At 67.8% G+C, this 14389-nt stretch carries 8 protein-coding genes; 6 read left to right on the top strand and 2 right to left on the bottom strand.

All coding sequences use genetic code 11. From position 1 onward, the window contains the following. Nucleotides 1-12: 12 nt before the first annotated feature. The gene (acnA, locus tag ACZ67M_RS10015; protein WP_469850381.1) at nt 13-2727 is read left to right on the top strand and encodes an aconitate hydratase AcnA; all 2715 of its coding nucleotides are present in this window, start codon (nt 13-15) and stop codon (nt 2725-2727) included. Nucleotides 2728-2796: 69 nt separating this feature from the next. Here the strand turns inward: acnA and ACZ67M_RS10010 are convergent, their stop codons facing one another. Together ACZ67M_RS10010 and ACZ67M_RS10005 are read right to left on the bottom strand one after the other, a co-directional pair. Next, nucleotides 2797-3726 carry an FG-GAP repeat domain-containing protein gene (locus tag ACZ67M_RS10010; protein ID WP_469850379.1) on the bottom strand — a complete coding sequence of 310 codons (930 nt, stop codon included), beginning with the start codon at nt 3724-3726 and terminating at the stop codon, nt 2797-2799. A gap of 245 nt (nt 3727-3971) precedes the next feature. Further along, nucleotides 3972-7778 (bottom strand): GH92 family glycosyl hydrolase, encoded by a 3807-nt coding sequence (locus ACZ67M_RS10005; protein WP_469850378.1) that lies wholly within the window; start codon nt 7776-7778, stop codon nt 3972-3974. A 415-nt stretch (nt 7779-8193) separates the two neighbouring features. Here ACZ67M_RS10005 and ngcE point away from each other — a divergent pair, with 415 nt between their 5' ends. The 5 genes from ngcE (at nt 8194) to ACZ67M_RS09980 (ending at nt 14230) form a co-directional block, all read left to right on the top strand. Then, on the top strand, nt 8194-9642 hold the full coding sequence (gene ngcE, locus ACZ67M_RS10000; protein ID WP_122618358.1) for an N-acetylglucosamine/diacetylchitobiose ABC transporter substrate-binding protein: 1449 nt from the start codon (nt 8194-8196) through the stop codon (nt 9640-9642). Between the two features lie 85 nt (nt 9643-9727). Further along, nucleotides 9728-10654, top strand: coding sequence for a carbohydrate ABC transporter permease (locus tag ACZ67M_RS09995; RefSeq protein ID WP_064730309.1), 927 nt, complete (start codon nt 9728-9730; stop codon nt 10652-10654). A gap of 3 nt (nt 10655-10657) precedes the next feature. After that, entirely contained in the window at nt 10658-11581 is a 924-nt protein-coding gene (locus ACZ67M_RS09990; protein WP_361364679.1) for a carbohydrate ABC transporter permease, read from the top strand. Between the two features lie 203 nt (nt 11582-11784). After that, entirely contained in the window at nt 11785-12996 is a 1212-nt protein-coding gene (locus tag ACZ67M_RS09985) for an ROK family transcriptional regulator (RefSeq protein ID WP_385799200.1), read from the top strand. A gap of 133 nt (nt 12997-13129) precedes the next feature. Continuing rightward, a complete protein-coding gene (locus ACZ67M_RS09980) occupies nt 13130-14230 on the top strand; it encodes an ABC transporter substrate-binding protein (protein ID WP_392012806.1) in 1101 nt (366 codons plus the stop codon). Nucleotides 14231-14389 lie beyond the last annotated feature (159 nt).

Below are 14389 nucleotides of genomic sequence, written 5' to 3'. Positions count from 1 at the left end.
AAGGAGACTGTCGTGTCGGCGAACAGCTTCGACGCCCGCAGCACGCTGCAGGTGGGCGACGAGTCGTACGAGATCTTCCGGCTGGACAAGGTCGAGGGCTCCGCGCGCCTTCCCTACAGCCTGAAGGTGCTGCTGGAGAACCTGCTCCGCACCGAGGACGGCGCGAACATCACCGCCGACCACATCCGCGCCCTCGGCGGCTGGGACTCGCAGGCCCAGCCGTCGCAGGAGATCCAGTTCACGCCGGCCCGCGTGATCATGCAGGACTTCACCGGCGTGCCCTGTGTCGTGGACCTCGCCACCATGCGCGAGGCCGTCAAGGAGCTGGGCGGTGACGCGGCCAAGATCAACCCGCTGGCCCCGGCCGAGCTGGTCATCGACCACTCCGTGATCGCCGACAAGTTCGGCACCAACGACGCCTTCAAGCAGAACGTCGACCTGGAGTACGGCCGCAACAAGGAGCGCTACCAGTTCCTGCGCTGGGGCCAGACCGCCTTCGACGAGTTCAAGGTCGTCCCGCCCGGCACCGGCATCGTGCACCAGGTGAACATCGAGCACCTGGCCCGTGTCGTCATGATCCGCGAGGGCAAGGCCTACCCCGACACCCTGGTCGGCACCGACTCGCACACCACCATGGTCAACGGCCTCGGCGTCCTCGGCTGGGGCGTCGGCGGCATCGAGGCCGAGGCCGCGATGCTCGGCCAGCCGGTCTCCATGCTGATCCCGCGCGTCGTCGGCTTCAAGCTCACCGGTGAGCTGCAGCCGGGCACCACCGCCACGGACCTCGTGCTGACCATCACCGAGATGCTCCGCAAGCACGGCGTCGTCGGCAAGTTCGTCGAGTTCTACGGCGAGGGTGTGGCGGCCACCAGCCTCGCCAACCGCGCCACCATCGGCAACATGTCGCCGGAGTTCGGCTCCACCGCCGCGATCTTCCCGATCGACGACGAGACCCTGAACTACATGCGCCTGACCGGCCGCAGCGACCAGCAGGTCGCCCTGGTCGAGGCGTACGCCAAGGAGCAGGGCCTCTGGCTGGACCCGAAGGCCGAGCCGGACTTCTCCGAGAAGCTGGAGCTGGACCTCGCCACGGTCGTCCCCTCCATCGCCGGCCCGAAGCGCCCGCAGGACCGCATCGTCCTCGCGAACGCCGCCGAGCAGTTCAAGCAGGACGTGCGCAACTACGTCGACAGCGTGGACGAAGCGGGCCAGGAGTCCTTCCCGGCCTCCGACGCCCCGGCCGTCGCCAACGGCGTCCCGTCCAACCCGGTCCCGGTCACCGCCCCCGACGGCACGACCTACGAGCTGGACCACGGTGCCGTGACGGTGGCCGCCATCACCTCCTGCACCAACACCTCCAACCCGTACGTCATGGTCGCCGCCGCCCTGGTGGCCAAGAAGGCGGTCGAGAAGGGCCTGACCCGCAAGCCGTGGGTCAAGACCACCCTCGCCCCGGGCTCCAAGGTCGTCACCGACTACTTCGAGAAGTCGGGCCTCACCCCGTACCTCGACAAGGTCGGCTTCAACCTCGTCGGCTACGGCTGCACCACCTGCATCGGCAACTCCGGCCCGCTGCCGGACGAGGTCTCCAAGGCCGTCAACGACCACGACCTGGCCGTCACCTCGGTGCTCTCCGGCAACCGCAACTTCGAGGGCCGGATCAACCCCGACGTCAAGATGAACTACCTGGCGTCCCCGCCGCTGGTCGTCGCCTACGCCCTCGCCGGCTCCATGAAGGTCGACATCACCAAGGACGCCCTCGGCGCCGACCAGGACGGCAACCCGGTCTTCCTCAAGGACATCTGGCCGACCGAGGCCGAGGTCAACGACGTCGTCGCCAACGCCATCGGCGAGGACATGTTCTCCAAGTCCTACAGCGACGTCTTCGCGGGCGACGCCCAGTGGCAGGCGCTGCCGATCCCGACCGGCGACACCTTCGAGTGGGACACCGAGTCCACCTACGTGCGCAAGCCCCCGTACTTCGAGGGCATGGGCATGGAGCCGGCCCCGGTCGAGGACATCTCCGGTGCCCGCGTGCTGGCCAAGCTGGGCGACTCGGTCACCACCGACCACATCTCCCCGGCCGGTGCCATCAAGGCCGACACCCCGGCCGGCAAGTACCTGACGGAGCACGGCGTCGAGCGCCGCGACTTCAACAGCTACGGCTCGCGCCGCGGCAACCACGAGATCATGATCCGCGGCACCTTCGCCAACATCCGCCTGCGCAACCAGATCGCGCCGGGCACCGAGGGCGGCTACACCCGCGACTTCACCCAGGCCGACGGGCCGGTGTCGTTCATCTACGACGCCTCCCGCAACTACATCGAGCAGAACATCCCGCTCGTCGTCCTGGCCGGCAAGGAGTACGGCTCCGGCTCCTCCCGCGACTGGGCCGCCAAGGGCACCGCTCTCCTCGGCGTCAAGGCCGTCATCGCCGAGTCCTACGAGCGCATCCACCGCTCGAACCTCATCGGCATGGGCGTCCTGCCGCTCCAGTTCCCGGAGGGCCGCACCGCCGAGTCCCTCGGCCTGACCGGCGAGGAGTCCTTCTCCGTCTCCGGCGTCACCGAGCTGAACGACGGCACCACCCCGCGCACGGTGAAGGTCACCACCGACACCGGCGTCGAGTTCGACGCGGTCGTCCGCATCGACACCCCGGGTGAGGCGGACTACTACCGCAACGGCGGCATCCTGCAGTACGTGCTGCGGAGCCTGATCCGCAAGTAGGAAGCAGCGCGCACAAGCCGAGGGCCGCACTCCCGTCACCGGGAGTGCGGCCCTCGGCCTTCGCGTGCCTCAGAACATCAGGCGGTACGTGTTCCAGCCACCGCTGCCGATCTTCACGGGGCTCTTGAACGGCGCGGAGCCGTTGCCCGTGCCCTTGTACAGGTACAGGGCCCCGCTCTTGTTGCGGGCCACGACGTCCGTGATGCCGTCGATGTCGATGTCACCGACGGACAGGATGTTGTTGTACGTGTTCCAGCCGCCACCGACACGGGTGCGGGAGGAGAAGGGCGCCTTGTAGTTGCCGGTGCCCTTGTACAGCCACAGGACGCCCGACTTGTCCTTGGCGACGATGTCGTCCTTGCCGTCGCCGGTCAGGTCGCCCTTGCCGGTGATGTGGGTGTAGGCGTCCCACCCGCCGCCGACCTTGTAGCGCTGGGTCAGCTTGCCGTTGCCGTACCCGAGGTACAGGTACAGGTTGCCGGAGCTGTCCCGGGCGAGCAGATCGTCGGCGGCGGCGCCACCCAGGTTGGCGCCGGAGAACAGCTGGTTGTAGATCTTCCAGCCGTTGCCCACCAAGGTGTGGTCCTCGGTCCCCCACGGCGCCCAGTAGAGCTGGCCGCCGGTGGTGACGTGCCAGATGCCGTCCGAGTAGCCGTCGGCGTCCTGGTCGACCTGCGTCATGGCGCGGGCGGACTGCCAGCCGTACCCGGAGTCCAGGCGGGACTCGAGCCCGCCCTCACCGGTCGGGTAGTAGCTCCACAGGTCACCGTTGCCGTCCACGCCGAACACCGGGTTGATCTGTGCGTCGCCCGGCAGGGCGGTGGAGCCGTACTTCGTGGCGCCCGAGGGCTTCAGGTCGGCCTGCGGCCGGGAAGCGGCCGACGGACCGTCGGCCGCGACGGCGGCACCCGTGCCCGTCGCCACCAGGGCGGCGGTGAGCGCCGCCGCCGTGGCACGCGCCAGGGCGCGACGCGTGTTCAGGCCAGAGCTTTTGGCCACGTGTGTCCTCCAGTTGACGATGCGAAAAGGCATCCGGAACGGATCGCGGGCCGGTGACGGCCCGGCATGATCCGGGATACTCCGTGATCCTTACACATGACGTTCACACGTCAATCAGATTTACCGCAGGGGACGAGAGCGGTACAGAACAGGTATGGAAGAGCAACGTGGGGCGTACAACCTTTTGCGGGGTACGCCGGTCACCCGGCGTACCCCGCGACTTCATCCCCCGCTCACCGTGGGGTTCAGGACAGCAGCTCCACCTCCGCCAGCGTGTGCTCGCCGTCCAGGACCAGCCGGTACTTCGCGTAGGTGCCCGGTGACTTCACCGAGAACGCCCGGGTCTGCCGGTCCCAGGCGAAGGACTCCCCGGAGCGCTGGTCCAGCGTCCGCCAGGTCGTGCCGTCGGCCGAGCCCTGGAGCTTCCAGCCGGCCGGTGCCTTCGCGTGGTCCTTCGGCGAAGTCAGCGTGTACTGGGCCGCCTTCACGCCCTTGCCGGAGACCGGGAGGTCCACCGACGTCACGCCCGCCTCGGTCGCCGAGGTGTTGTCGAACAGGGCGCCCGCACCGGTGACGGCGTCCGCGCGCGGGGTCGGCACCTCGTCGTCCTGGGTGACCGACGGCGGGGCCGCGTCCTTGCCGGTGCCCCACGAGGAGGGCTTCGCGCCCATGTCGAACTCCAGGACGCCGCCCTTGGCGATCACCGAGTGGGGGAGCGAAGTGGAGTTCCAGCGCTTGCCGTTGACCTTCAGGCCCTGCACGTAGACGTTCTTGGTGCTGTTCTTCGGGGCCTTGACGACCAGCTTGCGGCCGTTCTCCAGGTGCACCGTCGCCTTGGTGAACTGCGGGGAGCCGATGGCGTATTCGCCGCTGCCCATCACCAGCGGGTAGAAGCCGAGCGAGGAGAAGAGGAACCAGGCCGACTGCTCGCCGTTGTCCTCGTCACCGTGGTAGCCCTGGCCGATCTCGCTGCCGGTGTACAGACGCTGGAGCACCTCGCGGACGTTCTTCTGCGTCTTGTACGGCTGCCCGGCCGCGTCGTACATGTACAGGGCGTGGTGGGCGACCTGGTTGGAGTGCCCGTACATGCCCATCCGGACGTCCCGCGCCTCGGTCATCTCGTGGATGACCCCGCCGTAGGAGCCCTTGAACTCGGGGGAGGCCGTCTCGGGGGTGGCGAGGTACTCGTCGAGCTTGTCGCCGAGCCCCTTGCGGCCGCCGTAGAGGTTGGCGAGGCCGCGGCTGTCCTGCGGGGCGGTGAAGGCGTAGCCCCAGCCGTTGGTCTCCGTGTAGTCGTAGCCCCACACGCGCGGGTCGTACTTCTCGGAGTCCACCCGCCACTCGCCCTTGGCGTTCTTGCCCTGGAAGAAGCCGGCCTTCGAGTCGAAGAGGTTCACGTAGTCCTGCGCGCGGTTGAGGAAGTACGCCGACTCCTCCTTGTACCGCTTCTCGCCGGTCTCCTTGTAGAGCTTCTCGCCCATCTTGGCGATGCCGTAGTCGTTGAGGTAGCCCTCCAGCGCCCACGACAGGCCCTCGTGCGTCTCGGAGCTGGTGTAGCCGAGGAACGGCGAGGTCTCCATGCCCTTGCGGCCCACGCCCGAGGACGGGGGCACCACGGTGGCGTTCTTGACGGCCGCGTCGTAGGCCGCCTTCGCGTCGAAGTCGACGCCCTTGACGTAGGCGTCCGCGAAGGCCACGTCGGAGGAGGTGCCGGTCATCAGGTCCGCGGCGCCGGGCGAGGACCAGCGGGAGGTCCAGCCGCCGTCCTTGTAGTGCTGCACGAAGCCGTCGACCAGCTCACCGGCCTTGGACGGGGTCAGGAAGGAGTACGCGGGCCAGGTGGTCCGGTACGTGTCCCAGAAGCCGTTGTTGACGTAGACCTTGCCGTCGACGATCTTGGCGCCGGTCTCCGTCGGGGTGTCCTCCTTGACCGCCTTGGAGAAGGGGGAGGCGTACTTGTACTTGCCGTCGACCTTCTCGTGGCCGGCGTTCGGGTACAGGTACAGCCGGTAGAGGCTGGAGTACAGCGTGGTCAGCTGGTCCTGCGTGGCGCCCTCGACCTCGACCTTGCCGAGGACCTCGTCCCACTGCTTCTGGGCGTCGCGCTTGACCTTGTCGAAGGAGGCGCGCGCGGGGATCTCCTGGCGCAGGTTGTCCTTCGCCTGCTCGACGCCGATCAGCGAGGTCGCGATGCGCAGCGTCACGGCGCGGTCCTTGCCCGCGTCGAAGCGCAGGTGGCCCTTGACGCCGCTGGAGTCGCCGCCGGTGACCTTGCTGTCGAACTCGCCGTACACGAAGAGGCGGGTGGCACCGGTGGACAGCCCGGACTTGACGTCCGAGTAGCCGGTGAAGGTGCCGTTCTCCTTGTCCAGGGTGAGGCCGGCCTGGTCGGTGACGTTGTCGAAGATCACGCTCGCGTCGTCACCCGGGTAGGTGAAGCGCATCATCGCCGCGTGGTCGGTCGGCGTCATCTCGGCCTTGAGGCCGTTCTCGAACCGCACGCCGTAGTAGTACGGCCGGGCGGTCTCGTTCTCGTGCCGGAAGGCCAGCTCGCGGGCGTCGCGGCCGGTGTCCGGGGTGCCGGACGCGGCCGAGGGCATCACCTGGAAGGTCTGCCGGTCGCCCATCCACGGGCTCGGCTCGTGGCTCGCGCTGAACGCCTGGAGGGTGGGCAGGTTGTCCGCGTTGTTGCCGCGCGCGTACTCGTAGAGCCAGCTGAGCGATCCGGCGTTGGTCACCGGCGTCCAGAAGTTGAAGCCGTGCGGTACCGCGGTCGCCGGGAAGTTGTTGCCGCGCGAGAAGCTGCCGCTGGAATTCGTGCCGCGGGTGGTGAGCGCGTGGTCGGAGAGGTGGGCCTTCGGGCGCTCGTACGCGGCCCGCTCGATCTTCACGTCGTCCAGCCAGCCGCGGAACTTCGCCGGGCCCTTGGGGGAGTCGTACGCCACCAGGATCCGGTCGACGGTCTTGCCGGCCGCGACCGAGCCGATGCCCGACTCGACGCTGTTCCACTGGTTGACGTAGAGGATCTTGGCGTCGCCCTGACCGCGCGGCGTCAGCGGGAATCCGTGCTGGTCGGTGGCCTTGAGGTCGCTGAGGTAGGTGCCGTCGGTGAAGGCGAGGTCGACGGAGACGTTCGTGGCGTCGTAGTCGAGGTCGCCGTCGGCCATGGAGGGGAAGATCTTGTACGACAGCTCGCTGCGGCGGTCGACCTTCACGTTGACGTCGAAGACCTTGTTGTACGAGTAGCCCCGGCCGTCCGCGGTGTGCCGGCCCGCGTAGCGCAGGGCGTGCGTGCCGGTGAAGCCCGCGCCCGACTTCGCGGTCGGCGAGCCGGTCGGGCCGCGGTCGACCAGGGAGAGCATGTCCTCGGGCACCGGGGTGTCGCCGGCGCCGGTGGACAGCTGGAAGTCGGCGAGCTGGAGGGCGTCGCCCGCGCCGTTGTTCTTGGTGATCTCCAGCCGGAAGTGCTGGTACTCGGCGGCCTCGGCGAGGTCGTACGTCTTCGTCTGGAAGCGCTCGCCGAAGGATTCCCCGGAACGGGAGTCCAGCGTCTGCCAGGTCTCGCCGTCCGCCGAGCCCTTCAGCGTCCAGTCCACCGGGTCGCGTTCGTCGTGGTCGTTGGCCGAGGTGAGGGCGTATTTGGCGATCTTGGTCGACTTGTCCAGGTCGAACTCGACCCAGCCCGTCTTCTCGAAGGTCAGCCACTTGGTGCCCGGCTCGCCGTCGACGAGGTTCTCCTTGACCTCCCCGCCGTTCGTGTTCTCGGCGCTGGCCCGTACGCCGGTCACGTGGTCGGTGACGTTGCCCGGTATGCCGGTGGTGTACCCGCCGTCCACACCGGAGGACCGCTTGCCGCCGTCCGCGCCGGTGTCCACGGTGTTGAGCCAGTCCGGAGCCGGGTCGTCCGCCTCGAACGAGGAGGCGAACTCCCGGTCGGCTCCGGCCGGAGCCTGCGGCAGCGCGACCGCCGCCCCCTGTGAACCCACCGCCAAAGCGAAGGCGGTCGTCAGTACGACCGCCGGACCCCATCTGTGCCGAACTCTGTATTCCATGTCCTGGCCACCCTCCCTGCGCGTGGGACAACGTTGTCAAATCTGCTGCGCAAGGACCAGTAGGGGTCAAGTGGCATGTGATGTCAAGGGTGTTGGATGTGGCGTTCGGGGCTTATGCCAGGGATTCTTACGGCATGGCGTGCACAGGCCACTCATATTTCCGGGAGGTCTCAACTCGGAAAAGACGTACCGCCAACCTTGCTTTCGATCTTGATCCGCTGGCGGGAAGTGGACTATACCTGTCGCCCACCGGGGGATACGGGGGGAACCGCGAAGGGGAACCGCCCAAGCGCCCGAGCAGCACTTTTCAGCAGAGCAGTACCAGCGTTTCCCGCACGACCCAGCGTGACCCGATCGCGGTGCCGGGGAGGATCCGGTTCACCGCCTGAGTCCTGTAGAAGGCGAGGACTTGAGCATGGGATCCACTTCCGCCGAGAACAACGGTACGGGCGTCGGCCGCCGCGATCTGATCAAGCGCTCCGCCGCGCTCGGCCTGATCTCCGTACCGACCATGAGCTTCCTCTCCGCCTGTGCGAGCGGCGGCGGGGACGACCAGGAGAAGGCCAAGGCGGGCGAGAAGTCCGCGAAGAACCCTCTCGCGGTCAACGACAGCGCCCAGATGGAATTCGTCCTCTTCGACGGCGGCTTCGGCAAGGAGTACGCCGAGGACGCCGTGAAGCTGTACGAGAAGGCCTTCCCGAAGGCCAAGGTGAAGTTCTCCGCCACCCAGAAGATCCAGTCGACCCTCCAGCCGCGCTTCAACGGCGGCAACCCGCCCGACCTCGTCGACAACTCCGGCGCCGAGCAGATGGACATGGGCGTCCTGGTCGGCAAGAAGCAGCTCGCCGACCTCACCCCGCTCCTCGACGCCCCGTCCTACGACGACCCGAACAAGAAGGTCCGCGACACGCTGCGCCCCGGCATCGTGGAGATGGGCCAGTTCGACGGCGAACCGGTCTGGATCCTGTACTACGCGTACACGGTCTACGGGAACTGGTACTCGCAGAAGGCGCTCGACTCGCTGGACGCGGAGTACCCGAAGACCTGGGACGAGATGCTCGCGGTCTGCGAGAAGGCCAAGAAGAAGGGCATGGCCGGCTGGACGTACGCGGGCAAGTACCCGTACTACATCCCCTTCTCGATGTCCCCGATGATCGCCAAGGTCGGCGGTGTCGAGGTGCTGGACGCCATCGACAACCTGGAGCCGAACGCCTGGAAGCACCCGGCGGTCAAGACGGTCTTCGAGGCCTGGTACGAGCTGTACAAGAAGGGCTACATCCTCAAGGGCACCCCCGGCCTGGACCACATCCAGTCGCAGACCGCCTGGGCCAAGGGCAAGGCCCTGTTCATCCCCAACGGCTCCTGGGTGGAGAACGAGTCGGCCAAGGTCATCCCCGCCGACTTCGACCTCGCGGTGTCCGCCCCGCCCGGCATCGACGACAGCGACAAGATGCCCTTCGGCACGATGTGGGCCTCCGGCGGCGAGCCCTTCATCGTCCCGGCCAAGGCGGCCAACGGCGCCGGCGGCATGGAGCAGCTGCGCGTCATGCTCAGCGAGGCCTCCTCGAAGAACTTCACCAGCAAGGTGAAGTCGCTCAGCGCCTACAACGGCGGCACCGACGGCATCGAGCTGACCCCGGGCCTCAAGTCCGGCGTGGCGGCGCTGGAGCTGGCCGGCAGCAACGTGGTGAACCCGCGGATGCAGGACTGGTACGTGCAGCTCCAGAAGGAGAAGATCGGCGTCGGCTGCCTGGGCGAGATGATGGCGGGCCGGATGACTCCGGCCGAGACCATCAAGAAGATCCAGGGCTTCGCCGACGACGCCGCCAAGGACTCGTCGATCAAGCACTACAAGCACCAGTGAGGAAGCGTCACCAGGGCCTGTCCGGCGCCGGCGCGCCGGACGGGCCCTGGCGGCGCCACCCGCGCTCAGATCGGGGTCGGTAGCAATGCAGCACGGCAAGTACCGGTTCATCGTGGGGTTCCTCGCGGTACCCCTGGGGCTGTACACGCTCTTCGTGGTCTGGCCGTTCATCCAGTCCATCTACTACTCGTTCACGGACTGGACCGGGCTGAGTCCCGAGTTCAAGATGGTCGGCTTCGACAACTACTCGCGGATGCTCGACGACGACATCTTCTGGAAGTCGTTGTGGCACAGCGTGTTGTTCGCCCTGCTGGTGCCGCTGGTGACGCTCGGCCTGGCGCTCTTCTTCTCCTTCATGATCAACGTGGGCGGGCGGAAGCGGAAGGGCGGCCCGGTGATCACCGGTGTCCGCGGTTCCGGCTTCTACAAGATCGTCTACTTCTTCCCGCAGGTGCTCTCCATCGCGATCGTCGCCCTGCTGTTCCAGTTCGCCTACAACCCCGACAGCGGCGCGGTCAACTCCCTGCTGCGCGGGATCGGCCTGGACTCGGTCCAGCCGCTGTGGCTCGGCGACCCGAACCTCGCGCTGTGGTGCGTGATGGCGGTGCTCGTCTGGTCCACCGTCGGCTTCTTCGTGGTCCTCTTCTCGGCGGGCATGGCCTCCATCCCGGCGGAGCTGTACGAGGCCGCGCTGCTGGACGGGGCGAACCGCTTCACGACCTTCTTCAAGGTCACCCTGCCGCTGCTGTGGGACACCGTGCAGTCCGGCTGGGTCTACATGGGGATCCTCGCGCTCGGCGCCGAGTCCTTCGCGGTCGTGCAGATCATGACGACCGGGCCCGGCGGACCCGACTACTCGACCACCGTGACGGTCCTGTACGTGTACCAGAAGGCGTTCCGGGACGGTCAGGCCGCCTACGCCACCACCATCGGCGTCGCCCTGCTCCTCGTCACGCTGGCCTTCGCGGCCCTCGTGATGAAGCTGGGCCGGCGCGAGCGGCTGGAGTACTGAGCAATGAAGACGACCGAGACCCCCGCCCCCGTGCCGGCCGAGTCCGGCGCGCCCGTCCTGAAGACCGAGGCCGCGCCCGGCGGACTCCGCAAGGGGAAGAAGGAGGGCACCGCCCTCAACGTCTTCTCCCACGGCGTCCTGGTCATCTGGGCGATCATGGTCGGCATGCCGCTGGTGTGGGCGGTGATGACGTCCTTCAAGGACGACGCCTCCATCTTCGGCTCGCCCTGGTCGCTGCCCACCGAGCTGAACTTCGACAACTGGTCGCGAGCCTGGTCCCAGGCGCACATGAGCGACTACTTCCTCAACACCGTCATGGTGGTGGGCGGTTCGCTCGTCGGCACCCTGGTGCTGGGCTCCATGGCCGCCTATGTGCTGGCCCGGTTCGACTTCCCGGGCAACCGGTTCATCTATTACTTGTTCATCGGCGGCATGAGCTTCCCGATCATGCTCGCGCTGGTCCCGCTGTTCTACGTCGTGGACAACATGGGGCTGCTGAACACCATCCACGGGCTGATCCTGGTCTACATCGCCTACTCGCTGCCCTTCACGGTGTTCTTCCTGACCGCCTTCTTCCGGACCCTGCCCAGCTCGGTGGCGGAGGCGGCGTTCGTGGACGGGGCCTCGCACACCAGGACGTTCTTCCAGGTCATGCTGCCGATGGCCAAGCCCGGCCTGATCAGCGTGGGGATCTTCAACTTCCTGGGACAGTGGAACCAGTACATGCTGCCGACCGTGCTCAACACGGACCCGGACAAGCACGTCCTCACCCAGGGCCTGGTGCAGCTGGCGGTCAGCCAGGGGTACAAGGGCGACTGGTCGGGCCTGTTCGCGGGCCTGGTGATGGCCATGCTGCCGGTGCTGGCGGCCTACATCATCTTCCAGCGCCAGGTGGTCCAGGGACTCACCGCGGGCGCCCTGAAGTAGCGCCTCCGCGCTTCCCGACGTGTTCGCGCGTGCCGCCTCCGGCCTCCGGGGGCGGCACGCGCGTGTGTGCGGCCACGCACCCGTGGGGGCCCTGATGCGGTTCAACCTCTTGACGGGAGGCGACCCGAACGGCTCAGCTTAGAGTTCACTAGTTGGACATGGACGGGGCCTCATCGAAGCGGCCCCGCGCGCAGGAGGTCGTCGTGGAGACTCCGGGGTCGCAGTCGTCGCTGCACCGAGCCAACCTGGAACGGGTCGTACGAGCGGTACGGCTCGCCGGTTCGCTCACGCAGGCGGAGATCGCGAGGACGACGGGCCTGTCCGCGGCGACCGTCTCGAACATCGTCCGGGAGCTGAAGGAGGGCGGGACCGTCGAGGTCACGCCCACGTCGGCGGGCGGCAGGCGGGCCCGCAGCGTCTCGCTGAGCGGGGACGCCGGCATCGTCATCGGCGTGGACTTCGGCCACACCCACCTGCGTGTCGCGATCGGGAACCTGGCCCATCAGGTGCTCGCCGAGGAGGCCGAGCCGCTGGACGTGGACGCCTCCTCGGACCAGGGCTTCGACCGGGCGGAACAGCTGGTCAGCCGGTTGGTCGAGGCCACCGGCGTCGACCGCTCCAAGATCGCCGGAGTGGGTCTGGGCGTGCCCGGCCCGATCGACGTGGAGTCCGGGACGCTGGGCTCGACCGCCATCCTGCCCGGCTGGGGCGGCACCCGGCCCGCCGAGGAGCTGCGGGGGCGGCTCGGCGTGCCGGTGCACGTGGACAACGACGCCAACCTCGGCGCCCTGGGGGAGCTGGTCTGGGGGAGCGGCCGGGGGGTGCGGGACCTGGCGTACATCAAGGTCGCCAGCGGTGTCGGCGCGGGCCTGGTGATCAACGGGAAGATCTATCGGGGCCCGGGCGGCACAGCGGGAGAAATCGGGCATATCACCCTCGATGAAGCCGGTCCCGTCTGCCGTTGCGGCAACCGGGGTTGCCTGGAGACCTTCGCGGCAGCACGCTATGTGCTTCCGCTCCTCCAGCCCAGCCACGGCACCGATCTGACGATGGAGGGCGTCGTACGGCTGGCACGGGACGGTGACCCGGGCTGCCGTCGGGTGATCGCCGACGTCGGCCGCCACATCGGCAGTGGAGTCGCCAACCTCTGCAACCTGCTCAATCCGAGCCGGGTCGTCCTCGGCGGCGATCTCGCCGAGGCCGGTGAGCTGGTGCTCGGCCCGATAAGGGAGTCCGTCGGGCGGTACGCCATCCCCAGCGCGGCGCGCCAACTCTCCGTGCTTCCCGGGGCACTTGGGGGCCGTGCGGAGGTGCTCGGGGCGCTCGCCCTCGCCCTCAGTGAAATGGGCGATTCGACCCTTTTGGACGGAAGTATGACCGGCGCCCTGCCGGCGGCCACGCCTGCCTTCACTTAGAGCACGGATGGCACCGTTGTCATCTCGTTAAGGATTTACTTCTTGACGCCGTACGCGCGGCCGAGTTGACTTCCAGCCACCTCGGCCGCAACGACGCGGCCTCGTCAGGGAGGTTTGTGAAGTGAACACGCGTATGCGTCGTGCCGCCTTTGCCGTCGCCGCCGGCGCCATGGTCGTCTCGCTTGCTGCCTGTGGCAGCGCCGCGGAGTCCGGCGACAACGACTCGTCCGACTCGGCCGCCAAGAAGGGCGACGACATCAAGGTCGGTCTCCTGCTTCCGGAGAACCAGACCGCTCGCTACGAGAAGTTCGACAAGCCCATGATCGAGAAGAAGGTCAAGGAGCTCACGAACAACAAGGGCGAGGTCGTCTACGCCAACGCCAAGCAGGACGCCAGCCTGCAGAACCAGCAGGTCGACACGATGGTGACCAACAAGGTCGACGTGCTGATCCTGGACGCGGTGGACTACAAGGCCATCGCCGGCTCGGTGAAGAAGGCCAAGGACGCCGGCATCAAGGTCGTCGCCTTCGACCGCCTCGCCGAGGGCCCGATCGACGCCTACACCTCGTTCGACAACGTCACCGTCGGTAAGACGCAGGGCGAGGCGCTGCTGAAGGCGCTGGGCGACAAGGCCAAGGACAGCCAGGTCGTCATGATGAACGGCTCGTCCACCGACCCGAACGCCGCCCAGTTCAAGGAGGGCGCCCACGCCGCCCTCGACGGCAAGGTGAAGGTCGGCCGCGAGTACGACACCAAGGAGTGGAAGCCGGAGAACGCCAACGCCAACATGGAGGGCGCCATCTCCGCCCTCGGCAAGGACAAGATCGCCGGCGTCTACTCCGCCAACGACGGCATGGCGGGCGGCATCATCACCGCCCTGAAGGCCGCCGGCATCGCCGACATCCCGGTCACCGGCCAGGACGCCGAACTCGCGGGTGTGCAGCGCATCGTCACCGGTGAGCAGTACATGAGCGTCTTCAAGTCCTACCCGAAGGAGGCCGAGGTCGCGGCCGAGATGGCCGTGAAGCTGGCCAAGGGCGAGTCGCTCGACTCCATCGCCAACGACAAGGTCGACAGCGAGTCCGCCAAGGGCGTCCCCGCGGTCATCGTCCCGGTCGTCTCGCTGACCAAGGACAACATCAAGGACACCGTCATCAAGGACGGCTTCTACACGATCGACGAGATCTGCGCCGGCAAGTACAAGGCCGCCTGCGACAAGATCGGTCTGAAGTAAGCGGATCCCGCGTCCCGAGCTGACTGAGCCGCCCGGGACCGGCCGCCCCAGCTCCTCCGGCGCCCCGCACTCATCAGCCCCGCAAGCTACGCGGGGCGCCGGACGGACCCTCCCCCCAACCTTTCTGCACAACCTCCCGCCGGGTCAGGCGGCGAAGGA

The sequence above is a fragment of the Streptomyces sp. NPDC107500 genome (assembly GCF_055582785.1).
Note: the sequence above shows the minus strand (reverse complement) of the source record. Positions and strands in the feature narration are given on the sequence as shown.

What these genes read in the sequence shown, in the direction of transcription:
- ACZ67M_RS09995 (WP_064730309.1), top strand. Translation starts at nt 9,728, where the DNA reads ATGCAGCACGGCAAGTACCGGTTCATCGTGGGGTTCCTCGCGGTACCC.
- ACZ67M_RS10005 (WP_469850378.1), bottom strand. Translation starts at nt 7,778, where the DNA reads ATGGAATACAGAGTTCGGCACAGATGGGGTCCGGCGGTCGTACTGACG.
- ngcE (WP_122618358.1), top strand. Translation starts at nt 8,194, where the DNA reads ATGGGATCCACTTCCGCCGAGAACAACGGTACGGGCGTCGGCCGCCGC.
- ACZ67M_RS09980 (WP_392012806.1), top strand. Translation starts at nt 13,130, where the DNA reads ATGCGTCGTGCCGCCTTTGCCGTCGCCGCCGGCGCCATGGTCGTCTCG.
- ACZ67M_RS09990 (WP_361364679.1), top strand. Translation starts at nt 10,658, where the DNA reads ATGAAGACGACCGAGACCCCCGCCCCCGTGCCGGCCGAGTCCGGCGCG.